The following is a 23,701-nucleotide window of genomic DNA, read 5'->3' as shown; positions in this document are numbered from 1 at the left end:
CGTGAAACGAAAGATCCCGGGGGAGATCATTCTGCTTTTGACCGCCATCATCTGGGGCTACGGTTTCGTCGCCGTGGCAAATTCCCTGGACAGCCTGACGCCCCTGCAGCTCCTGTTCCTGCGATTTTCCATCGCATCGCTGATTCTGGCGGGCGTTTTTCACAAGCGAGTGCCTCAGTTAAAAAAACGAACCATCCACCGGGGAATCATCCTGGGTACATTGTTCTTTATCGGATTCGTGCTGCAGACCTTCGGCATGAAATACACCACGCCATCCAAAAACGCCTTCCTGACCGGCGTCAACGTCATCATTGTTCCCATCATCGCATACTTTCTGTACAAGCGGAAACTGGCCAGACAGGAAGTATTCGGAGCAGTGCTGTCCATCATCGGCATCGGGCTTCTGACTCTGCGGACCGATGGCCAGGTAAACATCGGTGACCTTCTGACCCTTGGGTGTGCCGTGGCTTTTGCCTTCCACATTTTCTACACCACTCTCTATATGGAAAAAGAACATCCGGCGGATATCGCCATTATCCAGACCGTCACCTGCATGGTCCTGTCCGGGCTGGCTGCCGCCGCAGAAGGAACCCCCTTCGCCCCGTTCAACCAATCCGGACTGGTCTCCGTCCTCTACCTGGCCGTTTTTTCCACCAGCCTGACCACTCTGCTGCAGGCCTACGGACAGAAATACACCAGTGAAACGCGCTCTGCGATCCTGCTTTCCACCGAATCCCTTTGGGGAACCCTGTTCTCCTTCCTGTTCCTTAATGAAACCATGACCGTACGGCTCATCGCCGGCGGACTCATTATCTTTTCCGCGATCCTGCTGGCAGAAATCAAGCCGGCGAAAAAGCCCGAACCCGTCCAGGGAAACCATGCCTGATGCCGGCAAACCGTTCATAACCACTGACAGAAATGAGCGAAATCGACACATCCTTCCGGGACGTGTCGATTTCGCTCGTTGTTGATTCAACCTTCATTGGATGACTTGCGCGGCACCGGAATCACCGCGGCACCCGAATCATCGCCGTACCTGGCTTCTGTCGATTCCTTGAATCTGCCGAAGGATCTCGGCTGTGCCGGTCATTCGCGGTACGGTTCAATCCGCAGCATCTTCCAGAACAGGACTTTACTGACGCTGATCCGGAACCTGAGGTCCTCGCCGAAGGTATTCTGCTTGTACATGGTCAGCCCGTCCAGATTCACCGGCGTGAACAGAATGGGCTTGCTGCGGGGTTTTCCCAATGAAACCATTGGTTGCTCAATCGCACCGCATCAGCCCTGGGCACGCATCAGATCCAGCGTGAATTCGCAGTTCCCTTTGGTTTCAATCAGTTCTCTTGCATCCGGGTCAATGATGATGTTCATCATGACACCTCCTCATCATTTGTTAACTATTAATTGTATTGTATCAAATTAATTGGGGAATACAACTCCCCTGCCATCGATTCAGTCCCAGTACAGAATCAGCGCTTGGACTTGGTAAAGGAATGAAGGATCGATTGGATGACTGAAATGACGATGGCGACCAGCAGGGCGGACAGGAAGCCGGAAACTTCCATTCCGGACATGAGCCGGGCCAGCAGGCTGATAATGATGCCATTAATCACAAAGGAAAACAGGCCGAGGGTTAGGAGCGTAATGGGAAATGACAGGATGTGCAGAATCGGCTTGATGGTCACATTCAGGATTCCCAGGACCAGGGCGGCAACAGCCGCGGTGGCTGCCGAATCGACATGGAAGCTTTGGGGCATCAGTTGGGAAGCTCCCAGGATCGCGAGCGTGGTCAAAAGCCAGGATTGTAACAGTTTCATATGGATTCCTCCCAGAATATTGATCTTTTTTTACTATAAAGAATTGGGATTAAGCGAATATTAAAGACCGGACTGACAACATACTCCAAGAGATGCGCCCAAATTCCCAATGATCCAATGAAATAGTTAACAATAGTTAAGCCATTCCATGGAATCATTCCCACATTGTTAAATCGTTGACGAATAAGCCTTGCTATACTATCATTAATCTATACATAAATATACAAATGTAGGAGGTCTTATCATGGAACAACTAGTAAACTTTATCACCCAAGCCAGTGATATGATGTGGTCCAGCGTACTGCTCATCATCCTGGTCTCCGTCGGAATCATTTATTCGGTTTATTTGGGATTCCCCCAGGTCCGTCATTTCGGAGAAGCGTTCAAGAACACCTTCGGCGGTCTTTTCAAAAAGAAAGAATCCGCTGAAGAAGGATCCATGTCATCCTTCCAGGCGCTGGCCACTGCGGTAGCGGCTCAGGTCGGCACCGGAAATGTCGCCGGTGTGGCAACCGCCATCATGTCCGGCGGTCCGGGAGCAATCTTCTGGATGTGGGTTTCCGGATTCCTCGGTATGGCCACCATCTTCGGGGAAGCCGTCCTGGCTCAGAAGTACCGCGAAGTGCGTGATGGCAACTATGTCGGAGGTCCTGCCTTCTACATCAGCAAGGGACTCAAGTCAAAGCCCCTGGCAGCCTTCTTCTCCGTTGCCCTGATCATTGCCCTGGGCTTTGTCGGCAACCTGGTTCAGTCCAACTCTATCTCCGCCTCGGTTACCGCCGCCACCGGTCTGAATCCCCTGATCATTGGACTCATCCTTGGCGTTGCCGCTGCTCTGGTCTTCATGGGCGGCATGAAGCGGATCGCCACCTTTGCTGAAATGGTCGTGCCCTTTATGGCCGTCCTTTACATTCTGGGAACCGTCGCTGTCATGATCCTGTTTGCGGATCAGGTCATTCCGGCCTTCCAGTCCATTTTCGTCGGTGCCTTCAATCCGCAGTCGGTCATGGGCGGAGCGCTCGGTGTAACCGTGCGTGAAGCTGTCCGGTTCGGTGTTGCCCGCGGCCTCTTCTCCAATGAAGCCGGTATGGGTTCCACCCCGCACGCTCATGCGGTTGCTGATGTCAAACATCCGGCCCAGCAGGGACTCGTTGCCATCGTCGGTGTCGTTATCGATACCATCGTCGTCTGCACCAGCACCGCCATGGTGATCCTGGTCACCGGCGCCCATAAGATGGGTCTGGCCGGCCCCCTGGTTACTCAGCAGGCCTTTACTACCGCCTTTGGCGGCTTCGGCACCAGTTTCCTCGCCATCTGCCTCACCTTCTTCGCCTTCACCACCATCATTGGCTGGTATTACTTCGGTGAGTCCAACATTCGCTATCTGTTCGGCAAGAAGGGGCTCCTGCCTTACCGCATTCTGGTCGTTGTCTTTATCATTCTGGGATCCGCTTTGACCCAGAAAGTCGACTTCGTCTGGACCCTGGCCGACTTCTTCAACGACATCATGGTATTCCCGAACCTTGTCGCTCTTCTGTTCCTGGCCCCCCAGGTCAAGAAGATCCTCACGCACTACCGCTCCGGTCAGGAGTACCATGCCGAGGACTTCAAGTAATCGAACGGAATATGTTCAAGCCTCCCGTGCCTGGCACGGGAGGCTTTCTTTTTCCGGCACGGAAGACTCTCAAAATCAGAGACGGAAGAACTATTGATGGTCTGACTGGAAAGAATGGCTGAACCCCGACGCGGAACAACTTCCCGATGCCCTGAACGGGAAGTTGCTTTGATGCCAGACAAAGAAAAAAGTAATACGGATGCACTGATTTTAAGCATAGATCCGTACCTGCCGTTGTATGTTCAAGCTCTTAGCATAAGCAGAATCCTCTGCGTCCCCGATCCATGAGGTTCGGGGACGCAGAGGATTCATTTGTTGATTCAGAAGATATCAAGGCCTTCGGCCTGAGTCTTTGATTGTTCCTCCATTAGGTTCGCCTGCGGCAGCATCGGTTCAGTTGACAGCTCCGGAATCCGCTTCCTGTTTTTCTCCCCATTTCTTCAGGAAGAAGGCCAGGAGCACGCCGCCGATCATCAGAATGATCCCGAAGCCGAGAAGAACCTTGCTCATGATGGTGACCGGATTGTTGCTGGCAAAGTCTGAGAACATGCCGCCGGCCGGTTCCAGGGAAACGCCGGGGAAGTTATCGTCAAATGACCCGAAGGGATTGCTCAGCATTTTACCGGTTATGTAGAGTGCCAGGGCGCTGAGTCCAGTGATGGAAGCCCCGCTCACCGCCAGATGGACACCTGCCAGCCAGCCATAGGATCGGATCATTCCCTTGATCATGCCAGGGAGCGCATCGACCCATTGCGGTTGGGATGCGGTCAGGGTCGGAATTTGGACCGGATCAGGGTCACTCGGTTCAGTCGGCTCATCCGAAAGCAGCCAGTCGGCCGAGACGTCGAAGGCATCCGCCAGACTTTTCAATTTGGTCAGTTCCGGCATGGCTTCGCCGGTTTCCCACTTGCTGACCGCCTGGCGCGATACCCCAATCTGTTCCGCCAGTGCCTCCTGAGACAGTCCCGCTTTTTTCCTGCAATATAGCAGCTTTTCATTCAAATTCATGATAGCCTCCCCAAAAGTTTCTGTTGTTTCACCTGTAATATACCATTTTCCCTGGTTGCGAAACCATGCTTTCAAGCTGGAAATTGTGCAACCTGCCGTTGCAGCCCCGGCTGATGGCTGGTTTTCGTGCTGTCTGGGTTCCGGTTTCTGCTGCGGCTGCCTTCGTCGGTCGCAGAAAATGAACCGGGAGTCTCCTTCTGCGGAAGACTCCCGGAATGATCTTTAGAACAGGGATCTCGCTTTCTGCCTAACGCTCCTCGCGGAAGTACGGCAGACCCAGACTGGCCGGAGGTTGATTCTCCCGGCGCTTGCGCAGCGAGGTGAAAATCAGGACGGCGATGGTGACCAGGTAGGGCAGCATTTTATAGAGTTCAATGTCGCGGCGGCCCAGATTCGGGATGACCAGATAAACCCAGAAGAGCAGGCCGAAGAGGTAGGATCCCCAGATGCTGTTGAGGGAGCGCCAGGTCGCGAAGATAACCAGCGCAACGGCCAGCCAGCCCAGGGACTCGATGGTTCCGTCATTGGCCCAGGTGCCCTTGATGTAATCCATGGTGTAGTAGAGACCGCCCAGACCGGAGATTCCAGCGCCCATGCAGGTAGCCAGGTATTTGTAGCGGGTGACATTGATGCCGGCCGCGTCTGCCGTAGCCGGGTTCTCACCAACGGACCGCAGATTGAGGCCTTTTCTGGTCCGGTTCAGGAACAGACTCATCAGAATGGCCAGGATGATGGCCAGATAGACCATAAAGCCATGACTCAGGAACAGGGAACCGATCACCCCAAGATTGGTGGCATCGGCGATATTGGCCCGGTAGATACCGCTGGTGACCGGTACGGAGATCTGTCCGACTCCGCCGGCCATCCGGCTCAGGTCGCCGCCGAAGAAGTTGGCGACTCCGCCGCCAAAGATGGTCAGGGTCAGACCGGTGACGTTCTGATTGGCCCTCAGGCTGATGGTGAGGAAACTGTAGATGAGTCCCCCCAGGGCAGCGGTCAGGAAGGCCGCCGCAAAACTGATGATGAGACAGATCAGGGCATTGGGCGCGGGATTGTTCAGTTCGTAGAAGAAAGATGCGGCCAGTCCGCCGATGCCGCCCAGGTACATGATGCCGGGGACACCCAGGTTCAGATTGCCCGATTTTTCCGTCAGGATTTCTCCGATGGCGCCATACATGATGACGGTTCCGAACGAAATGGCTGACAGCAGCAGCTGGATCAGTTGTGCGCTTGACATGATGCTAGGCCTCCTTCCCTGTTCTCAGGATCAGTCGGTAGTTGATAAAGAACTCGCTGCCCAGGATGAAGAACAGGATGATCCCGGTAATGATGCTGGACGCGTAGTCATTCAGATTGAACTGAGAAGCGATCTGGACGGAGCCCTTCTCCAGGAACACCAGGAGGAAGGAGATCAGTACCATCACGAAGCTGTTGAATTTGGACAGCCAGGCGACAATGATGGCGGTGAAGCCGCGGCCGCCGGCGGTGGCGGCGGAGATGGAGTGGCTGGCGCCGGCAACGGCGATGAAGCCGGCCAGGCCGCAGATTGCTCCGGAAATTGCCATGGTCCGGATCGTGACTTTTTTGACATTGATGCCGGCATAGCGCGCTGTATTCACGGAATCTCCGACGACGGAGATCTCATAGCCTTGCTTGGAGTACTTCAGATACAGATACATGCCAATCGCCAGGGCTGCGACAATCAGGACATTCAGGCCGTAGACCTGCCCGAAGACTGCCGGGAACCAGCCGTCCTTGGTCTGCTGATTGATGACGCCGACGGTATTGGAGCCAACCGGGTTCTCCCAGAGGGCGACCGCGTAGCTTGTCAGCTGGATCGCGACGTAGTTCATCATCAGGGTGAACAGGGTCTCATTGGTGTTCCAAAGCGCCTTGAACGTGGCGGGGATGACGCCCCAGAGTGCTCCCACCAGAAGGCTCAGGCAGGCCATGACGACCAGGAGAAGCGGGGTGGACAGGTCTCCGCCCAGAGCTCGCATCAGACCGGCTGTCACAATGGCTCCTACCAGGATCTGACCCTCGGCGCCGATGTTCCAGAATCTCATTTTGAAGGCGGGGGCCAGTCCGACGCCGATGCAAAGAAGCATCATGGCGTCACGGATGGTGACCCAGCTGCGCCGGTTGGTGCCAAAGGCGCCATTGAACATGGCCTCGAACACCTTGACCGGATCCAGTCTGGTAACAGCGAAGATGAACAGTCCGCTGACGGCCAGTGCCAGCAGCACGGCGGCAATCCGGATCGTGTAGGCTTTCGGAGCGGCGATGCTGTCCCGCTTCGCGATACGAAGGAGAGGTTCTTTTCTTGTTGTCATCATTCCTGTACAGCCTCCTTCTCAAAGCGTGTCATTAACAATCCCACTTCTTCCTTGGTGGTGGTCCGTCCGTCCACGATTCCGCTGACCTGGCCGCCGCACAGAACCATAATCCGGTCGGAAAGTTCCAGCAGAACATCCAGGTCTTCTCCGACATAGATGACGGCGACGCCTTTCATTTTCTGCTCGGTCAGCAGGTTGTAGATCGTATAGGAGGTGTTGATATCCAGGCCGCGAACGGCATAGGCCGTCATCAGAACCGACGGCATCTGGGCGATTTCCCGCCCGACCAGAACCTTCTGGACATTGCCGCCGGACAGGCGCCGCACCGGCGTATTGATGCCGGGGGTTACGACTTCCAGCTGCTGCATGACGTCTTCCGCCAGTTTCTTGGGTGCTTTGCGGTCAGTGAATCCGATGTGTCCCTTGCGGTACGTGCGCAAAAGCATATTGCCGGTCATGCCCATGGATCCGACCAGACCCATGCCCAGACGATCCTCCGGCACAAAGGCCAGGGAAATTCCGGCTTTCTTGATCTGAAGCGGTGTCTTCCCCACCAGATTGACGGGGGTTCCGTCAATGGGCGTATACCGGATGTGGGCGCCCGGGCTGATGGGCTGAAGGCCCGCAATGGCCTCCAGCAGTTCCCGCTGGCCCGAACCGGCAATGCCGGCAATGCCAAGAATCTCTCCGCCCATGGCGGTGAAGCTGACATTGTCCAGGCGCTTGACGCCCATGGCGTCATAAATGGTCAGATTCTGGACCTTGAGCCGCGGAACGGGATCCACCGGCAGCGGCCGGTCGATATTCAGGGCAACCGCATGACCCACCATCATTTCGGTGAGCTGCTGCGGATTGGTCTGGCTGGTGGCGACGTCTCCAATAAATTTGCCTTTGCGCAGAACGGCTACCCGGTCTGACACATCCATTACTTCGTTCAGCTTATGGGTAATGATGACCATGGCCTTGCCGTCGGCTTTCATGTTGCGCATGACATCGAACAGCCGGTCCGTTTCCTGCGGGGTCAGAACGGCGGATGGTTCATCCAGGATCAGGATCTGCGCCCCGCGGTAGAGAACCTTGACGATTTCCACCGTCTGTTTTTCCGAAACGGACATATCATAGATTTTTTTATTGGGATCGATGTTGAACCCATATTTATCACAGATCGCCGTAATTTTGGCGGCTGCTTTCTTCAGGTCCAGCTTCCCTTCATCTTCCAACCCCAGCACGATGTTCTCAGCGGCGGTAAATACATCCACCAGCTTGAAATGCTGGTGAATCATGCCGATGCCGCAGGTGAAGGCATCCTTGGGCGAAGAAATGGTCACGGGTTTGCCGTCTACTTCGATATGGCCCTCATCCGGGAAATAGATTCCCGCCAGCATATTCATGAGGGTGGTCTTGCCGCTGCCATTTTCGCCCAGCAGTGACAGGATCTCCCCTTTCTTGATTTCCAGGGTTATGCCGTCGTTGGCGTTCACCGGCCCAAACCGCTTGGTAATATTTTTCATCAGGACTGCACTGGTTTGTTCCAAACTTATCATCCTTTCATGGGTGGATTTTTTCGCCAGCTGTTCACTGCGAACGGATTTCCCGTTTTCTGATCGAATACGGCCGGCAAAATTTTATGACGGTAAGGGCAAATCGATATTCATCTTTGCTCCTACCGTCATAAAATTTGCATTGTCTACTCCTGTTTCGGCATGCTGACAATTCATAGGGGTCTCATGGATCAAGAAATTGATCTGAAGAAATGACAAAGGGGCTGAAGCTGAGCGCCAGCCCCTTGATATCAATGTTGGTCTGAAACTAGTTGTTGTTGAGCTCCGTGATGGAATCAATGCGAAGCGAGAAGTAAGGTGCCGACCGCAGGGTCGATTCGATAAACGCTCCGTCCACGATGGCTTCTCCCGTGTCATTCACGAAATCACCGTTGCTGTCCAGGGCAAAACACTTGGTAACGTGTCCGTCGGCATCAATTTCATAGGTCGGGGTCTTGCCGGCTGCCTTGGTCTTGTCGAAATCTTTCTTCACGGTGTACTTCGAGGTGTCGAAGATCTTGAGGGAACCATCCTTAAGTCCGGCCCAGGCTGCGTCAACCGCTTCCTTGGTGCCTGCAGCGACTTTGTTTCCGAGTTCGGAAATCATGACGGCGCCGTCTTTGGATCCAGTGGCAAAGTCAACCGGGACTTCTTCGCCCTTGATGAACTTGTCCAGGGTGGCTTTGTACAATACGGCCCAGTTGTTCTGAGCGGAAGTCAGAGCCGCGTCCGGTGCGACTGAACGCATGTCGATGTTGTAACCAACGGAATAAGCGACTTTTCCGGAAGCCAGGGCTGCCTGAATCGCCGAGGGAGCTCCGGTGGAGTCCGCGTGCTGACCGATGATGACGGCGCCTCTGGCCATCAGAGCATTGGCGGCTTCGCCTTCAGCGACTGGATCATACCAGGAATTGGTGTACTGAACATCCATATGAGCTTCGGGAACGATGGACTGGATTCCCAGAAGGAACGCGGTGTAGCCGCTGACCACTTCCGCATAGGGGAATGCCCCGACATAACCGACATACGGATCTTTGACTTTTCCTTCGTCCATGAGTTCCTTCAGCTTCTTGCCGGCAACAACGCCGGAAACATAGCGGGATTCATACGTATATGGGAAAATATTCTTCAGGTTGGTCAGTTTGGATGGAGCAGCCAGATCGCCTGTCGCTGCGACAAAGGTGATTTCCGGATACTCAGTGGCAGCACGCTGCATGTGCATCTGATGACCGTAAGAGTTGGAGAATATGATGGTACAGCCCTGTTCAGCCAGGTCCACTGCCGTGTCATAAGCTTTTTCATCTTCCGGAATATTGTATTTGAAAATAATCTGAGTGGCCGGATCAACGCCCAATTCCTTGGCGGCGTTGGTTACGCCTTCCAGATGAGCTGCGTCATAACCGGAGTTCGTGTCATGCAGTGCAATAAAGCCGATCTTGATGTTTGGCTTTTCTGCCGTTGTGGTGGTTGGGGTCGTTGCCGGAGTAGTTCCGGGCGTGGTAGCAGGAGTGGTAACGCTCGGGGTTGTAGTACCCGCGGGAGTCGTTGTCGGAGTGGCCGGTCCGCAGGCAGCCAGACTCGAGACCATAGCCAGTGTGAGAAGTGATGCAAAAACCTTCTTCATTTCTTATTTCCTCCTTCTTGCTTATGATCAGACAACTCCCCCTGGAAAAGCTCAAAAAATCCCACGCAAGGTGTTATCGTTATCATATGTATAATGATACAGGCTTTTTGTTAAAGACTCAACATTAATTTTAAAGAACTGTTTACACATCCTCTGATTTGGGTACAATTGCCAATTCAAACTATAAAATTATCCACAAGTTGGACAAAAAAATTTTAAACTCGATTCCAGGAATCAGAATTATTGATAAAGTACCAGTCTGACTCCCTCTGAAATCAGAACTATCCAAAAGCCTCACAATTCGTCCGGCCTCCCTAAGAAGATAAAACAGCCGGTTTCAAGGCAGAGTGGCCCTCAGGCAGTAACTGCTCTCCTGACAGAGAAATGCCCTGACAAAATCATACCCCGACAGCTACTTCCCCACTTCGGAAATCGACTTGTTCAAAGTTCTCACTTCACTGCACTGTCATGAGCCTCATGATGCTGGTGACCTTCTTGACCTTCCTGGCCTTCGTTACCTTCGTTACCTTCCTGACCTTCGTTACCTTCGTTACCTTCATGGACTCTTGGACTTCATGGACTCTTGGACTTCATGGACTCTTGGATTTCATGGATTTCATGGATTTCATGGGCTTTTGAACTTCATGAGCTTTATCGCATTTATGTTTTTAGGATGGATCCAGTCTTAAGGTACTTGTATGAGGGTGAAATAATTCCATGAATTTCAAATAGAATGTATAGGGTAGTTTCCATAAATCATCCGGCGCATATTATTCTGTTATATCTCAACCGTTTTTTTGATTTTCACTTGATAATTCCAATTCAATTGTTTAAAATTCATATTTTATACACCCAAATTTTCCCGTATACTGACAATAATTAATAGAAAAAATCTGAGCATCTCCCATTTACATTCTTTTTTCCCTGGAAAATTCCCCTTCCAGTGAAGGAATCCGGCAATCCGCGGAGTTCAGCGATTCTCCGGTCTGATGGTTCGGATCAGACATCCCTTTACCCGGAAGCCGGCTGTGCTTTCAGCTGCCGGCTTGAACAGAGAACGGCCGGCGCTGATTCATCTGCTGCCAAATAATGGTTTGAACCGATTCTGAAGTATGCGAGGAGTGAAGAACATGAATAAACAACCTGCCCGATTCACAGCAGCCTTGGTGTTAAGCCTTATGCTAACTTCCTGTACGCCTGATACCCCCGGTATGACCACGCCCAACGCAACAGTATCCGACACCACGGCATCCGGCACCATGGCGTCCGAAACCACGTCTCCTGCCGCCGGCCCCGCTCAGACCCATGTGACCAGTTCCGGCTCAACTGCTGACCCTGTTGTCCCTGCCGCAGATGTGACCGGCATCACCGAGGTAACCAACCAATACTATGACTCCCTGAATCGAAAGGACATCGCGACGTATAACGCCTCCGTTGCAAAGAAGCAGCAAATGGAAGAAACGAGTGAATCCTGGCAATACATGAAGAAGACTCTGATCAGTGAGGAGGACATTTCACTGGATTTTTCGAAAGCTAAATGGCAAGGCAGCCGGATCATGGTTCCGGTGACTCACACGATCACCATGAGTGAAGATTATATCCCCTTCAATATTGAGCCGGGAGAGAACCTCATTGTGACAGAAATCTACTACGAGAAGAATTCCCAGGGTCACTTCATGATTTCGGACTGGGGCCACAGCATCATCCTGAAGAACCGGTCCAATCCCTGATTCACAGAAGCAAAAACTCAAAAATTCCGGGGGCATTTCCTCCGGTCAGTTCGCCTTCGGTGATTATGTCATCCGGCGATCAATCCGTCATATACGACATGAACGCCAAGGATGTCATTATTAAAAGGGCAATGCCAGTTCTCATGGAACTGCCATCGCCCTTTTTGTGTGCGGATCAAGAAAACCTCATTCAACCCATTCGACCGCCTGTTATGGTCTGGGAGGGGCGCAGTCCAGCAAGTGCAGCTCCATCAGGATGGACTGCTCCCCGTCCGGCTTTGCTCCGATAACTTTACTTGCTCAGATCAAACAGTTCCCGACATTCCAGACACCAGTAGATCTCGCCCCGGATCCTGCCCATGAGGGAGGTCTGTCACTCCGGACAGATCGCCGTCCCCTCAAATTCACCATATGTGACTGGGCCTGCCAGCTGCTTATATCTGGTGATGGTATTCAGGTTCACCAGGACAATCCGGCCTTCCGCCTGATACATCGGGTTTCCTGTCCGAAAATATTCATCGATTGCCGCTTTTAAAAAATCTTTTTCATTCATCTGTCTCACCTCGTCAGTTCGTACATACATTCTACAATGAAGTCCGGACAGAAAAAAAGTCCAGCCCGGAACTGGCGCTGGCTGTGAGTCCGAGGTTCGTTCTGCCGGATGGTATTGACTGACCCCTGGCGGAATGTCAGACGATGTCCGGTTAGCCATCGAATGGTTAATCAATGCCGGTTCTATGGATCTCACGACAAAATCGGTCATATCTTGAAAAAATATGAGCCAAAAGGGGTTGTCATCGATCAGAATCGCAGATATAATCACAACTAATGAACAAAATGCAAACATGAAGAGAAAAGTGCCAGGAAGTGTTTTCAGAGAGCTGATGGATGGTGAGAATCAGCAGGACTTCGGCATGCAATACTGGCTTCATGGCAGCCTGGCGGAAAATCGTGAGATGAGTAGGCCGGGACGGCGCCACCGTTATCAGGATACCGGATGCCTGTCCGGGAATGAGGCAGTTTTTTCTGTAAATTAGGGTGGTAACACGAAGATCCCTTCGTCCCTATGGTTCTGACCATAGGACGGGGGCATTTATTTTTTTTGAGGGGGAAACAAAAGACAATGGCAAAACGAATCTACTTTTTTGACACGACACTTCGTGATGGGGAGCAGTCACCTGGCTGCAGCATGAACAAACGGGAAAAACTCCTGCTGGCCCGCCAGCTGGAGAAAATGGGGGTAGACGTCATTGAGGCCGGTTTTGCCGCTGCCTCGCCCGGAGACTTCGAATCGGTGAAACTGATTGCGGATGAGATCAGGACCTCCACGGTCTGCGTTCTGGCCCGGACGGTGAAGGATGACATCGACAAAGCCTGGGCAGCCGTCCAGGGTGCGGCCCGGCCGAGGATCCATACCTTCATCGCCACATCGCCGATCCATATGGAGTACAAGCTTAAGATGTCCCCGGAGCAGGTGCTGGAACGGGCTGAGGCCATGGTTGGTTATGCCGCTTCGCTTTGCCCGGAGGTGGAGTTCTCTGCCGAGGATGCCACCCGGAGCGATGTGGATTTTCTGGCTCTGGTCTTTGACCGGGTCATTGCTGCCGGCGCTAAAATCATCAACATTCCCGACACCGTCGGCTATACGACACCGGACGAGTTCTATCACTTCATCCAAGCCCTTCGGGAGAAGTCCCGTCTCCTTGACACCGTCCGGATCTCCGTGCACTGCCACGATGACCTGGGACTGGGCGTCGCCAACAGCATCGCTGCCATCAGCGCCGGCGCTGCCCAGGTGGAATGCACAGTGAGCGGCATTGGCGAGCGGGCAGGCAACGCCGCCCTGGAAGAGATTGCCATGATCCTCAAGCTGCGCAGTGATCTCCTTGACACCGAGATCGGCATCGTCACCGAGGAGATCACCCGTACCAGCAGCCTGCTCTCCAGCATCACCGGCGTTCATGTCCAGCCCAACAAAGCCATCGTCGGCGCCAACGCCTTCGCCCATGAGTCCGGCATCCATCAGCACGGCGTCCTGGCCAACCGGGCGACCTATGAGATCATGACCCCGGAGTCTGTGGGTCTGGCGAAAAACAACATGGTGCTGGGCAAGCATTCCGGCCGGCACGCCTTCCGCAACAAAGCCCGGGAACTGGGTTACGATCTGTCTCCGGATGAACTCAATGCCGTCTTTGAGGAATTCAAGGAACTGGCCGACCGCAAGAAAGAAATCTTCGACCGGGACATCGAGACCCTGCTCACCCAGGGAATGCAGGACCACCACGATTACTATAAGCTCAAGCGTTTCGTTGTCAACAGCGGCAACACCATCACCACCACTGCCTCGGTCGTCGTCGCCGCTGGGGGAGTCGAGCGGGAAGGCATCTCTTTCGCCCAGGGACCCATTGACGCGACCTTTCGTGCCATCGAGCAGGTCATCGATGTGGACGTTGCCCTGGAGGATTTTTCCCTTCAGTCCGTCACGGAAGGAACGGATGCCCTGGGTTACGCCACGGTGACCCTGCGCCACGGCGACCGTCATTTTATCGGCCGGGACGCCAGCATCAATGTGGTCCAGGCTTCCATCGGCGCCTGGCTCAATGCCATGAACAAAGTAATGCACGCGATCGAAACAGACAAGGGAGAATAAGCAATGGGAATGACAATGACACAGAAGATTCTGGCGGCTCATGCCGGGAAAGATCAGGTTCAGCCTGGGGATTTCATCATGGCGGATCTGGATCTGGTCCTGGGCAACGACATCACGACCCCGCCCGCCATCCGCGAGTTTAACAAGATGGGAGGGGGCAGGGTCTTTGATCGGGCAAAGATCGCCCTGGTTCCCGACCACTTTGCCCCCAACAAGGACATCCTGTCCGCCGGCCAGGCCCGGATCATGCGCGAATTCGCCCGGGACCAGCAGATCATCCACTATTTTGAAGTCGGAGAAATGGGCATCGAGCATGCCCTTCTGCCCGAGAAAGGCCTGGTCACCGCCGGGGACGTCGTCATCGGCGCCGACTCCCACACCTGCACCTACGGTGCCCTGGGGGCTTTTTCCACCGGCGTGGGTTCCACCGACATGGCAGCAGGAATGGCCATGGGCCAGGCCTGGTTCCGGGTGCCCTCGGCCCTGTCCTTCCGCCTCAGCGGCAAGCTTTCTCGCTGGGTCAGCGGCAAGGACGCAATCCTCCACATCATCGGCCGGATCGGCGTGGATGGCGCCCGCTACCGCTCCATGGAGTTCTCCGGCGAAGGGGTAGCCAGCCTGTCCATGGATGACCGCTTCACCATGGCCAACATGGCCATCGAAGCCGGCGCCAAGAACGGCATCTTCCCGGTGGATGAGCGGACCCGGGAGTACCTGACATCCCATGGCGCTCAGCCGGCCAGAGTCTATGCCCCGGATCCGGATGCCGTCTATGACGAGGTTTACGACATCGATCTGTCACAGATCCAGTCGACAGTTTCCTTTCCGCACAGCCCGGATCATACCTTCGAAGTTCAGGCCATCGACCGCATCGCCATCGACCAGGTGGTCATCGGCTCCTGCACCAACGGCCGGCTGAATGATCTGCGCGCAGCCGCTGACATCATGGCCGGTAAAAAAGTCGCCCATGGACTGCGCGTCATTATCATTCCCGCCACCCAGCAGATTTACCTCGACGCCATGGAAGCCGGCTACCTGCGGACCTTTATCGAGGCCGGCGCCGTTGTCAGCACGCCTACCTGCGGACCCTGCCTGGGCGGACACATGGGCATCCTGGCGGAGGGCGAGCGGGCCGTGTCCACTACCAACCGGAACTTTGTCGGCCGCATGGGCCACGCCACGTCGGAAGTCTATCTGGCCAGTCCCGCTGTAGCAGCAGCCTCAGCCATCAAGGGCTATATCGCGCATCCCAGTGAATTGGAGGAAAGATAAATGAACGCAACAGGAACTGTCATCAAATTCGGCGATAACGTCGATACGGATATGATCATCCCGGCCCGGCATCTGTCAACGGCCGATCCAAAGGTCCTCCGTCACCATTTCATGGAGGATGTCGATCCGACCCTTGCCGGCAGAATCCAGCCTGGCGACATCCTGGTGGCCGGCCGCAACTACGGCTGCGGCTCCTCCCGGGAGCATGCCCCCATCACCATCAAAGGCGCCGGGGCCGCCTGTGTCATCGCCGAGAGCTTCGCCCGAATCTTCTACCGCAACGCCTTCAACATCGGCCTGCCCATCATCGAATGTCCTGAAGCCGCCCGCGCTATCGCCGACGGCGACCGCGTCGAGATCAATTTCGAAACCGGCACAATCCATAATTATACCACCGGAGAGACTTTCACCACTCCACCTTTCCCGGAATTCATCCAGGGCATTATCAAATTCGGCGGCCTTGTCCGATACGTCCAAGCGGGAGGATCCCATCATGACGTATAAGATCATCACCGCCCCCGGCGATGGCATCGGACCGGAGGTCACCGCAGCAGCCGTCCGGGTCCTGGATCGAGTCGGGGAAGTATTCGGTCATCAGTTCCAGTACGAGGAAATCCTGGTGGGCGGCGCTTCCATCGATGGAACAGGGGTGCCTCTGACCGAAAGTGCCATCACAGCCGCCCGCAGCGGCGATGCCGTTCTGTTTGGCGCGGTCGGCGGCAGCGCCTGGGATCAGCTGACTCCGCCGCTGCGGCCGGAAAAAGCCATTCTCGGCCTGCGCCAGGCCCTGGGCGCCTATATCAACCTCCGTCCCGGCATCCTCTTCCCGGCATTGCGGGAAGCCTCACCCATTAAGGACGAACTCCTGGGCAGGGGCTTCGATCTCATGGTGGTGCGCGAGCTCACCGGCGGCATCTATTTCGGAGAAAAAGGGACACGAGACGGCAAATACGGACCGGAAGCCTACGATGTTGAAGTCTATTCCGAGTTTGAGGTCCGCCGCATCGCGCAGAAAGCCTTCCAGCTGGCACAAACGCGCCGAAAAAAAGTAGTGTCCGTTGATAAGGCCAACGTCCTGGAGAGCTCCCGCCTGTGGCGTCGCATCGTGGAAGAAGTGGCAGCAGACTTCCCGGATGTGGAGCTGTCCCATATGTATGTCGACAATGCCGCCATGCAGGTCGTCCGGGACCCTGGCCAGTTCGATGTGCTCCTGACTTCGAACCTGTTTGGAGACATTCTCTCCGATGAGATCAGCATGCTCACCGGCTCCATCGGCCTGTTGCCATCGGCCAGCCTGGGCAGCGGGACCACCGGCATCTACGAGCCCATCCACGGCTCGGCTCCGGACATTGCCGGTCTGGACAAAGCCAATCCCATCGGTGCCATTCTCTCCGCCGCCATGCTCCTGGAGCATTCCCTGGGCCTGACCCGGGAAGCCCAGGCCATCCGGCAGGCAGTGGATGCCACGTTGGAAGCGGGCCATCAGACCGGTGACATTCACCGCAGCGGCGCGACGGTTCATGGCACCAGCGACCTTGCCTCCATCATCTGCCGCCGCATCACGAACTGACCGGAAGCACGAAAATTTTTTCTGGATATTTTGCAATCCTGTAAAGATTGGATACAGAATGAATAGGTTTTGTAAATAGACTCCTACAGTACCTGCTCACCCCTGGATTTCCTTTACAATTGATATAGGCACTGTGCCCCTGCGGAATGTCCATCCCATTCCCGAATCATTTGGCATTCGATCTGAGCCCCGAACCCCTAAATTATGTGGAGGAAGTTACCATGAGTGATGAAACAATGAAAAAAAATCTTGAAGTCGAAGAGATCAAGCCCCTTGGCATGGTCGACGGCATCATGAAGGACGAGACCCATCATGACGTCACCAATCAACGGGTGTCCCTGGACCCCACGACAAAAAATGACATCCTCCAGGAGGAACACGAAAAAAAGCCTGAACTGGAAACCGATTCAAAACAACCTGAAGTGTCCGACACGATGGTTGAACCTGAGATGAAACGCCCTGAAAAAACGCCCGAAGTTGAAGAGATCAAACCAGGCGGAATGGTTGACGGCATCATGAAGGATGAGACCCATTATGGAGTCACCAATCAGCGGGTGTCCCAGGACCCTGCGACAGAAAATGACATCCTGCAGGAGGAACACGAAAAAAAGATTTAACCGCCGCTTTGCCTGCCTGATCAAACGTTCCCACAGAATCCGGCAGATCTGCCGGATCAGTCCCAAAAGACCAAAGCTTGAAACTAGCTTTGGTCTTTTTGATTAGAGATATTGTTAAACCGCATTTTGAAAGATCAGGCCGGACACCTGAAATCGCTGTTTTCTAGTATGGAGGTAGTTGTAAAAAAGGCAGAAGATCAGTCGGATTGAATCAGCACTTTCGATAATGGAGCTGGATCGAGGCTTGAGTGGACTGGTTAAGAGAAGATTCTGGGACAGCTTTTGACAGGTGTCGGTAAAGGGTATCGATGAGATGACAGTTCAGGCGTTCATTGGCTATTCAACGAGATCCAAAAACACCCGTGAGATTAACACCCATCTGAGAAAAGATGATATCAAAGAAAAGATGCTGGAGGCTATCAAATAGCCTCCAGTTTTTATATCCTCTTATTTCTTTGCCTTAGCAGACATTTATTAGACATTTATTTCAACTAAAACAGGTTCCCGGAACATTCCGGGAACCTGTATGTTTGGTGCAGCCGACAAGATTCGAACTCGTGGCCCCTTGGTTCGTAGCCAAGTACTCTATCCAGCTGAGCTACGGCTGCATGTAACTTAATCATAATAGCATGGTTCTTAGTCGATTTCAAGACTGTTCCCGGATTTTTTCAGAGGAGGGGCAGGATTTTTTGCGGTTCTGACTGACACTCCGGATCTTAGGCGGTTTCTCCGGAAAAAAATGACCTGAATTGCCATTTCTTTAAAACCCGTTAATATAATTGAGGTATTATATTAGTATTGATTTGATAGGAGCGTACTGCATCATGAATGAAATAACCAAAACGAAATTTGATTATCTCAACCGGGCGAACGGATCCACTTCGCTGCTGGCCTTGTTTGCCATTATTTCCGCGATTCCCGGAGGGATCCGGCTTTACCGGTTCATCCTGGATGCCCAGGATCTGAAAATCGAGCAGGCCAATCTGCTGGGGTTCAGCGACTTTTCCATCCCCTTTCTCAATGTCCAAGTCCGTGAACCCTATGTCAGCCTGTCCATCCTGATTCTGGCGGTAGTGATCCCCGTCCTGGTTCTCCTGCTTCTCCTGTTCAAGAAGAACAGTCTGAATCATGGGCGCACCGGAAGCGGACTCTACTGGCTGATCGCCCTGCTGGCAATCCTTGGAATTCTGATCGGAACCGGTCTGATGAAGAAGCTCTACTACAACGACCTGACCAACCTGACGGCGCTGAATACCGATCCGGAAAATCTGTTCCTCACCGGTGTTTCCGCCCTGTCTCTGATCCTGACCCTGGTTGCCATGACTCAGACACGAAAGGCGGCCAATGCTCCGGATACCCTGAGCGACGACCTCAGTGACGAGGATGCTGACCTGGAAATTGCGGATCGCGATCAGGAACCCGCCATGCCGGCTGAAGCCGCGGTGGCGTTCAACGAGGCCGAGACCTCGCGTCAGTTCGCGCCGGAAGCTGTTTTGACCGAGGACGAGGACCTGCCGTCGGATTCTCCGGACACCTTCCGAGTCAGAACAGCGAAGGAAAATCCGGCACTGCAGGAAGATTTCGCAGCCGTTCCGGTGCAGAAGGCCGATCTGCCCGCAGCCGCTCCGAAAGTGACCGAACCCGTTTCAGCCAAAGTTTATGAAACACCGGTGAAAACCGAAAGCCGGCCGTCTGCCGCTGCAGCGTCTGCCGCCAAACCCGAGCGCACGATTCAGCGCAAGCTCCTGGCTTACCCCGGTGACGACACCAAGGTCATTGTGATCCTCCGGGAGTCGGTCAACGGCAAGTTCGTCCGGGAATGGTCCGAGATCCGGCTGAAATCCGATTTCACCCGCAAGCCTGCTCCGTCGGAGCGGGAATAGGTTCCATGGCAAGTCTGGGAACCATTCAGGTTCAACCCTCTCTGTGCGTCCTGTGCCGGCTGTGCGACATCAGTTGTCCCACCGGTGCGATTGCGGTGAATGTGGAACAGCGTACCTGGTCCATCCGTCCGGAAGTCTGCACCCACTGCGGCATCTGCCTGCGGGTATGTCCCCGCAGCGCCCTCGTTCTGGGTGAGGACCCGGAACCTGCCCTTTGCGCCCACATCCCGGAGCCGCGCCCAACCAAGCGCAAAGCCCGACTCAGCAGAAAATCGAATCCCGTCTAAAATCAGAACCCTCCGAACCTGGATAATCGTCCAGTTCCGGAGGGTTTTATTGTATGCCCGGTTTTATTCAGTCCAGGGTCAGGGTTCGATCTGCTCCAGCAGTACGATCCCCGACGGATCAGTGTCCACCTGAACCTGTCCCCCGCTCACACGGTAGCCCTTCATGGCATAGGCATCCCGGACCAGACTGCCGTCAGGGAACACCCCGCTGACATCCAAGATGGCAGCTACAGGCTGATCCAGGGCAACCAGTACGGTATTTTTGATTCCGTCCGCTGCATAATCCCGCTGAAAAATCAGCGGCGACTTGGACCGTTCCGTGTGCGTGCCGGCTCCCACCGCCACATTTCTGGCCCGGAAGCTGCCCAGTTTTTGGAAATGCTCCAGTACTGACGCATCCACGCTGTCCCAGTTCATGGAACCCCTGGTTCCCATCATCAGGTCCGATCCGGTATTAATATAGGGGCGGCCGGATTCATCGCCGTAGAATACTTCCACAGCGCCCGGCAGCAGCAGCAGGTAGGTCAGCCCGTCCTTCAGCTTTTTTCTAGGATACAGCCGGGTATCGTGGCTGGACAGGTAGGAGACGGCATTGGTGCCCTGTTCCTTCAGCGTGGCAGCATACCGCTGGAAGATCGATGACATCGTCTTGAGCTGATAGGCCGGTCCGTCCACCCGGTCACCCTGAAAGGAGAAATTCAGCAGAGCGTCAAAGCCGTGGTCATAGTACTCATTGCGCTCAATCCCCTTGCCCCAGACTTCCCCCATCATAAAGAAGGAATCCGAAAACTCGCTGCCCGGCTTGTCCGGATGATCCCGGCGCCAGTCCCGCAGGGCCTGGTCAGCCGAGGCCTTCAGGTTCTGCCAGATCGCGGGCTCGACATGCTTGGCGGTATCGATGCGAAAGCCATCGATGCCGAATTCCCGGACCCAGGCGTTGAGCCAGGCACTGATATAGCCGGCAGGCGGCAGATTCAGGTCCTGCCTCAGATTTGCCGCTGCTGTGATCCGGAAGGGCGCGAATTCCTCACCGGCTTCCTGGGTCCATTTGGTTTTCAAAAGCGGCGGCAGGCTCACCGGATCCTTCGCTTCGGTGAGAACATCAGGCAGTCCGGCCAGGGTCATGGTGTAATCATCGGAGCCGCCCCTGGAATAGCCGGGCAGACCGGCGCGAACCCAGTCGCTTCCCCACCAGCGCTGCCAGGCTGCTTCCTCCTCATAGTCGATGAATTGCTGAAAGGCGTCGTAGCGCTCACTCTCACCCGGCTGCCAGTCCCCGTTGATGCCCTTCAGTTTGCCAAAGCCGTATTCGCTCATGTCCCTCAGCGTATGGTAGCCGGCATGATTGAGCACCACGTCCAGAATGATCCGGATGCCTTGGGCATGGGCAGCATCGATCAGCGCTTCAAACTCGGCCGCTGTACCAAAGTTGCGGTCCGTCATGGTCCAGTCCAGCGGATAGTAGCCATGAAAGGCATAGTGGGCAAACTCGCCCTGGCCACCGGCGACAAAGCCATGAATCTGCTCGTAGGGTGCGGTGATCCACAGGGCATTGACCCCCAGATCGGTGAAATACCCTGCTTCAATCTTCTGGGTGAGTCCCTGAAAATCACCGCCGTGGAAGGTGGCGTAGTCGAGTCCCTTGGCGTCCACTTTCTGCCGGCCGTAACTTTCGTCATTGGCCGGATTGCCATTGGCAAAGCGGTCGGTCATGGCATAGTAGATGGTCGCGTTCTTCCAGTCAAACTGCCCCTGAGCGGCAGGTCCGGCCCCTGCCGGAATTGGCTCCGTAAGCGGTCCGCTCTGTGTCGTGGTGCTGATGGCAGTACTCGCTGTGACAGGGACTGGTCCCAATGTCGCGGGATTGGCTGTCGGGGTGCACGAACTCAGCAGCAGAACCGTCAGAAGGGAGGCTGTCAATCGCTTCATTGGCTGACCTCCCCCCGGAATACCCGGAAAGCCATGGGCTCGAGCTCCAGACGATCTATCTGCCGGGCCGGCTGCTCCCGGTCCGGCGTCACTTCCGTCAGAACGCCGGGTGTCACACTCAGTGTGACCGGATGATCGGAATTGTTGAAGGCGCACAGAAAGATGTCATCCCCGGCCTGACGCTGAAAAACCAGGGCATGGTCCTGGCGCAGAACTTCGCGGAAGGTTCCCTGGGAAAATGCCGGACTTGATTTGCGCAGCCGGATCAGGGCACGGTAGTGCTCCAGCATTTCCTGATCCTGCTCTTTCTCGTCCCAGATCATGCAGCGCCGGCAGTACGGATCATAGCCTCCGTCCAGTCCGATCTCGTCCCCGTAATAGATGTAGGGGGTGCCGATGTAGAGGAACTGGAATGCCGATGCCAGCCGGAGTCGGTTGCGCTGCCCCTTGGCGGCCGTCAGGAAGCGGGCTGTATCATGACTGCCCAGAAGGTTCCACAGCTGCTGATTGATGGGATCCATATAGAGCATCCGGTTATGGGCCAGCACATCGAGGAACTGATGCGTATCGCTGACACGCCGGGCAAAGAAGTCCGTCATGGCGTACAGGAAGGGATAGTTCATGATGGAATCCAGCTCCCCGCCCCGCAGGAACGAGCTGGCTTCATGCATGATTTCCCCCACCAGGGCAGATCCCGGCTTTTCCTCATCGCAGGCCTGACGGAATCCGCGCCAGAACTCATGGTCCACTTCGTCACACACATCCAGGCGCCAGCCGTCGATGCCGACCTCCCGGATCCAGAAACGGCCGACCTCATAGAAATACCGGCGCACCTCGGGATGCTCCGTTCTCAGTTTGGGCATGTTGGAAATTCCATTGGCAAAGGTATAGTAATTGCCCGGCTCCAGGCTGACCGGAAGACTGTCCAGGTGGTACCAGCCCAGGTAATCGCTTTGTTCCTGGTTCTCCAGGATATCCCGAAAGGCAAAGAAGTCCGATCCAGTGTGGTTGAACACTGCGTCAAAGAAGACCCGGATCCCCAATGCGTGCGCTTTTCTGACCAGTTCTTTCGCCTCTTCCAGCGTTCCGAACTGAGGATCAATGGCATAATAATCCGAAATATTGTACTTATGGTTGGAAGCGGATTGGAATACCGGCGTCAGATAGAGCAGATTGATGCCCAGCTCCGCCAGGAAATCCAGGCGCCGGATGATCCCGGCCAGATCTCCGCCGAAGCTTCCCCGTCGGTGGGGAATGCCGCCCCAGGGACGGGTGCCCGGCGGATCATTGGCGGAATCTCCGTTGCAGAACCGCTCCGGAAAAATCTGATAGACAATGGCGTCACGCAGCTGGTCTCTGCTGTGGTAGACATCCGCCGGTCCGAGAAAGGCGTACTGGAACGCGCTGCGCTCCCGGTCCCGGGTGCCGGAAATCTGGATTCCCCGCTCATCATAGGAAACGGCATGGCCGGTATGATCGGTCAGCTCGAAGAAGTAGCGGTAGCGGTCGCGGGGCAGCGCCAGATCCGCGGTCCAGAAAGCGAACAGGTCGGTCTGGGCCAGGAGGGTCATGTCTTTTCGGCACCAGGGCCCCGTCCAGTCGTAGCGATCCTTGAAGCAGACCGATACCTGATCCATCTCGCCCTGGGCGGTTCGCAGCCGCAGGGTCAGGGTATGCTCATCCCCGGGGTAGGCCCAGGGGAGATCGGGGATATGATATATTGCGTGTAAATTCATCATTCATCATCCTCTGCAGGAAGTAAGTAGGAGGAGGCATCCGTCCAGGCGTCTGATGTTCTCAGTCTCAGTCGGCCGAGGCTGAG

Annotated in this window: 22 protein-coding genes and 1 tRNA gene; 12 read left to right on the top strand and 11 right to left on the bottom strand. The window is 54.9% G+C overall.

Translation table 11 applies throughout. The annotated features are described in order from the left end of the window. Position 1 precedes the first annotated feature (1 nt). Positions 2–886: a DMT family transporter gene (locus NQU17_13310; GenBank protein ID UUM11602.1), complete on the top strand. Its 885-nt coding sequence runs from the start codon at positions 2–4 to the stop codon at positions 884–886. A gap of 200 nt (positions 887–1,086) precedes the next feature. On the opposite strand, the gene NQU17_13305 is transcribed toward NQU17_13310, so the two are convergent. Together NQU17_13305 and NQU17_13300 are read right to left on the bottom strand one after the other, a co-directional pair. Further along, positions 1,087–1,257 (bottom strand): hypothetical protein, encoded by a 171-nt coding sequence (locus tag NQU17_13305; GenBank protein UUM11601.1) that lies wholly within the window; start codon positions 1,255–1,257, stop codon positions 1,087–1,089. Between the two features lie 212 nt (positions 1,258–1,469). Then, entirely contained in the window at positions 1,470–1,817 is a 348-nt protein-coding gene (locus NQU17_13300; protein ID UUM11600.1) for a phage holin family protein, read from the bottom strand. A 244-nt stretch (positions 1,818–2,061) separates the two neighbouring features. On the opposite strand from NQU17_13300, the gene NQU17_13295 reads away from it, so the two are divergent. After that, positions 2,062–3,432, top strand: coding sequence for a sodium:alanine symporter family protein (locus tag NQU17_13295; protein UUM11599.1), 1,371 nt, complete (start codon positions 2,062–2,064; stop codon positions 3,430–3,432). A 393-nt stretch (positions 3,433–3,825) separates the two neighbouring features. Here NQU17_13295 and NQU17_13290 read toward each other — a convergent pair whose 3' ends face one another. The 5 genes from NQU17_13290 to NQU17_13270 form a co-directional block, all read right to left on the bottom strand. After that, positions 3,826–4,440 carry a helix-turn-helix domain-containing protein gene (locus NQU17_13290; protein ID UUM11598.1) on the bottom strand — a complete coding sequence of 205 codons (615 nt, stop codon included), beginning with the start codon at positions 4,438–4,440 and terminating at the stop codon, positions 3,826–3,828. A gap of 247 nt (positions 4,441–4,687) precedes the next feature. Beyond that, positions 4,688–5,677: an ABC transporter permease gene (locus NQU17_13285; GenBank protein ID UUM11597.1), complete on the bottom strand. Its 990-nt coding sequence runs from the start codon at positions 5,675–5,677 to the stop codon at positions 4,688–4,690. 4 nt (positions 5,678–5,681) lie between these two features. After that, positions 5,682–6,773 (bottom strand): ABC transporter permease, encoded by a 1,092-nt coding sequence (locus tag NQU17_13280; GenBank protein UUM13520.1) that lies wholly within the window; start codon positions 6,771–6,773, stop codon positions 5,682–5,684. Continuing rightward, positions 6,773–8,311 carry an ABC transporter ATP-binding protein gene (locus NQU17_13275; GenBank protein ID UUM11596.1) on the bottom strand — a complete coding sequence of 513 codons (1,539 nt, stop codon included), beginning with the start codon at positions 8,309–8,311 and terminating at the stop codon, positions 6,773–6,775. Before NQU17_13275 ends, NQU17_13280 begins: the two co-directional genes overlap by 1 nt. 274 nt (positions 8,312–8,585) lie before the next feature. Beyond that, complete coding sequence (locus NQU17_13270) at positions 8,586–9,941, bottom strand: BMP family ABC transporter substrate-binding protein (GenBank protein UUM11595.1); 1,356 nt, start codon at positions 9,939–9,941, stop codon at positions 8,586–8,588. Positions 9,942–10,409: 468 nt separating this feature from the next. Between NQU17_13270 and NQU17_13265 the strand changes: the two genes are divergently transcribed. Together NQU17_13265 and NQU17_13260 are read left to right on the top strand one after the other, a co-directional pair. Next, on the top strand, positions 10,410–10,580 hold the full coding sequence (locus NQU17_13265; GenBank protein ID UUM11594.1) for a hypothetical protein: 171 nt from the start codon (positions 10,410–10,412) through the stop codon (positions 10,578–10,580). A gap of 491 nt (positions 10,581–11,071) precedes the next feature. Then, complete coding sequence (locus NQU17_13260) at positions 11,072–11,671, top strand: hypothetical protein (protein ID UUM11593.1); 600 nt, start codon at positions 11,072–11,074, stop codon at positions 11,669–11,671. A gap of 373 nt (positions 11,672–12,044) precedes the next feature. Here NQU17_13260 and NQU17_13255 read toward each other — a convergent pair whose 3' ends face one another. After that, the gene (locus NQU17_13255; GenBank protein ID UUM11592.1) at positions 12,045–12,224 is read right to left on the bottom strand and encodes a hypothetical protein; all 180 of its coding nucleotides are present in this window, start codon (positions 12,222–12,224) and stop codon (positions 12,045–12,047) included. A gap of 292 nt (positions 12,225–12,516) precedes the next feature. Here NQU17_13255 and NQU17_13250 point away from each other — a divergent pair, with 292 nt between their 5' ends. The 6 genes from NQU17_13250 to NQU17_13225 all read left to right on the top strand — a co-directional run bounded on the left by NQU17_13250 (position 12,517) and on the right by NQU17_13225 (position 17,780). Further along, positions 12,517–12,708 carry a hypothetical protein gene (locus NQU17_13250; GenBank protein UUM11591.1) on the top strand — a complete coding sequence of 64 codons (192 nt, stop codon included), beginning with the start codon at positions 12,517–12,519 and terminating at the stop codon, positions 12,706–12,708. 86 nt (positions 12,709–12,794) lie between these two features. Then, entirely contained in the window at positions 12,795–14,321 is a 1,527-nt protein-coding gene (locus tag NQU17_13245; protein UUM11590.1) for a 2-isopropylmalate synthase, read from the top strand. Positions 14,322–14,324: 3 nt separating this feature from the next. Continuing rightward, positions 14,325–15,593, top strand: a complete 1,269-nt coding sequence (gene leuC / locus NQU17_13240; protein ID UUM11589.1) for a 3-isopropylmalate dehydratase large subunit — start codon at positions 14,325–14,327, stop codon at positions 15,591–15,593. Further along, positions 15,594–16,097, top strand: a complete 504-nt coding sequence (locus NQU17_13235) for a 3-isopropylmalate dehydratase small subunit (protein ID UUM11588.1) — start codon at positions 15,594–15,596, stop codon at positions 16,095–16,097. Further along, positions 16,087–17,163, top strand: coding sequence for a 3-isopropylmalate dehydrogenase (gene leuB, locus NQU17_13230; GenBank protein ID UUM11587.1), 1,077 nt, complete (start codon positions 16,087–16,089; stop codon positions 17,161–17,163). The genes NQU17_13235 and leuB overlap by 11 nt, the downstream gene beginning before the upstream one ends. Before the next feature lie 221 nt (positions 17,164–17,384). Beyond that, positions 17,385–17,780 (top strand): hypothetical protein, encoded by a 396-nt coding sequence (locus tag NQU17_13225; GenBank protein UUM11586.1) that lies wholly within the window; start codon positions 17,385–17,387, stop codon positions 17,778–17,780. Positions 17,781–18,311: 531 nt separating this feature from the next. Here the strand turns inward: NQU17_13225 and NQU17_13220 are convergent. After that, positions 18,312–18,388, bottom strand: a tRNA-Arg gene (locus tag NQU17_13220). A gap of 216 nt (positions 18,389–18,604) precedes the next feature. On the opposite strand from NQU17_13220, the gene NQU17_13215 reads away from it, so the two are divergent. Continuing rightward, positions 18,605–19,663, top strand: coding sequence for a hypothetical protein (locus tag NQU17_13215; protein ID UUM11585.1), 1,059 nt, complete (start codon positions 18,605–18,607; stop codon positions 19,661–19,663). Positions 19,664–19,668: 5 nt separating this feature from the next. Further along, the gene (locus NQU17_13210) at positions 19,669–19,950 is read left to right on the top strand and encodes a 4Fe-4S binding protein (GenBank protein ID UUM11584.1); all 282 of its coding nucleotides are present in this window, start codon (positions 19,669–19,671) and stop codon (positions 19,948–19,950) included. 78 nt (positions 19,951–20,028) lie between these two features. On the opposite strand, the gene NQU17_13205 is transcribed toward NQU17_13210, so the two are convergent. Together NQU17_13205 and NQU17_13200 are read right to left on the bottom strand one after the other, a co-directional pair. Beyond that, on the bottom strand, positions 20,029–21,879 hold the full coding sequence (locus NQU17_13205) for an alpha-amylase family glycosyl hydrolase (GenBank protein ID UUM11583.1): 1,851 nt from the start codon (positions 21,877–21,879) through the stop codon (positions 20,029–20,031). Beyond that, entirely contained in the window at positions 21,876–23,615 is a 1,740-nt protein-coding gene (locus NQU17_13200; protein UUM11582.1) for an alpha-glycosidase, read from the bottom strand. Before NQU17_13200 ends, NQU17_13205 begins: the two co-directional genes overlap by 4 nt. Positions 23,616–23,701 lie beyond the last annotated feature (86 nt).

It is taken from the genome of Clostridiaceae bacterium HFYG-1003, assembly GCA_024579835.1.
Lineage (GTDB): Bacteria > Bacillota > Clostridia > Clostridiales > Clostridiaceae > JG1575.
This window is presented reverse-complemented; position numbering and strand designations above follow the sequence as displayed.

Coding starts and splice junctions, on each gene's coding strand:
- NQU17_13305 (UUM11601.1), bottom strand. CDS start 1,257: ATGGTTTCATTGGGAAAACCCCGCAGCAAGCCCATTCTGTTCACGCCG.
- NQU17_13300 (UUM11600.1), bottom strand. CDS start 1,817: ATGAAACTGTTACAATCCTGGCTTTTGACCACGCTCGCGATCCTGGGA.
- NQU17_13295 (UUM11599.1), top strand. CDS start 2,062: ATGGAACAACTAGTAAACTTTATCACCCAAGCCAGTGATATGATGTGG.
- NQU17_13290 (UUM11598.1), bottom strand. CDS start 4,440: ATGAATTTGAATGAAAAGCTGCTATATTGCAGGAAAAAAGCGGGACTG.
- NQU17_13285 (UUM11597.1), bottom strand. CDS start 5,677: ATGTCAAGCGCACAACTGATCCAGCTGCTGCTGTCAGCCATTTCGTTC.
- NQU17_13280 (UUM13520.1), bottom strand. CDS start 6,773: ATGACAACAAGAAAAGAACCTCTCCTTCGTATCGCGAAGCGGGACAGC.
- NQU17_13270 (UUM11595.1), bottom strand. CDS start 9,941: ATGAAGAAGGTTTTTGCATCACTTCTCACACTGGCTATGGTCTCGAGT.
- NQU17_13265 (UUM11594.1), top strand. CDS start 10,410: ATGAGCCTCATGATGCTGGTGACCTTCTTGACCTTCCTGGCCTTCGTT.
- NQU17_13260 (UUM11593.1), top strand. CDS start 11,072: ATGAATAAACAACCTGCCCGATTCACAGCAGCCTTGGTGTTAAGCCTT.
- NQU17_13255 (UUM11592.1), bottom strand. CDS start 12,224: ATGAATGAAAAAGATTTTTTAAAAGCGGCAATCGATGAATATTTTCGG.
- NQU17_13250 (UUM11591.1), top strand. CDS start 12,517: ATGAAGAGAAAAGTGCCAGGAAGTGTTTTCAGAGAGCTGATGGATGGT.
- NQU17_13245 (UUM11590.1), top strand. CDS start 12,795: ATGGCAAAACGAATCTACTTTTTTGACACGACACTTCGTGATGGGGAG.
- leuC (UUM11589.1), top strand. CDS start 14,325: ATGGGAATGACAATGACACAGAAGATTCTGGCGGCTCATGCCGGGAAA.
- NQU17_13235 (UUM11588.1), top strand. CDS start 15,594: ATGAACGCAACAGGAACTGTCATCAAATTCGGCGATAACGTCGATACG.
- leuB (UUM11587.1), top strand. CDS start 16,087: ATGACGTATAAGATCATCACCGCCCCCGGCGATGGCATCGGACCGGAG.
- NQU17_13225 (UUM11586.1), top strand. CDS start 17,385: ATGAGTGATGAAACAATGAAAAAAAATCTTGAAGTCGAAGAGATCAAG.
- NQU17_13215 (UUM11585.1), top strand. CDS start 18,605: ATGAATGAAATAACCAAAACGAAATTTGATTATCTCAACCGGGCGAAC.
- NQU17_13210 (UUM11584.1), top strand. CDS start 19,669: ATGGCAAGTCTGGGAACCATTCAGGTTCAACCCTCTCTGTGCGTCCTG.
- NQU17_13205 (UUM11583.1), bottom strand. CDS start 21,879: ATGAAGCGATTGACAGCCTCCCTTCTGACGGTTCTGCTGCTGAGTTCG.
- NQU17_13200 (UUM11582.1), bottom strand. CDS start 23,615: ATGAATTTACACGCAATATATCATATCCCCGATCTCCCCTGGGCCTAC.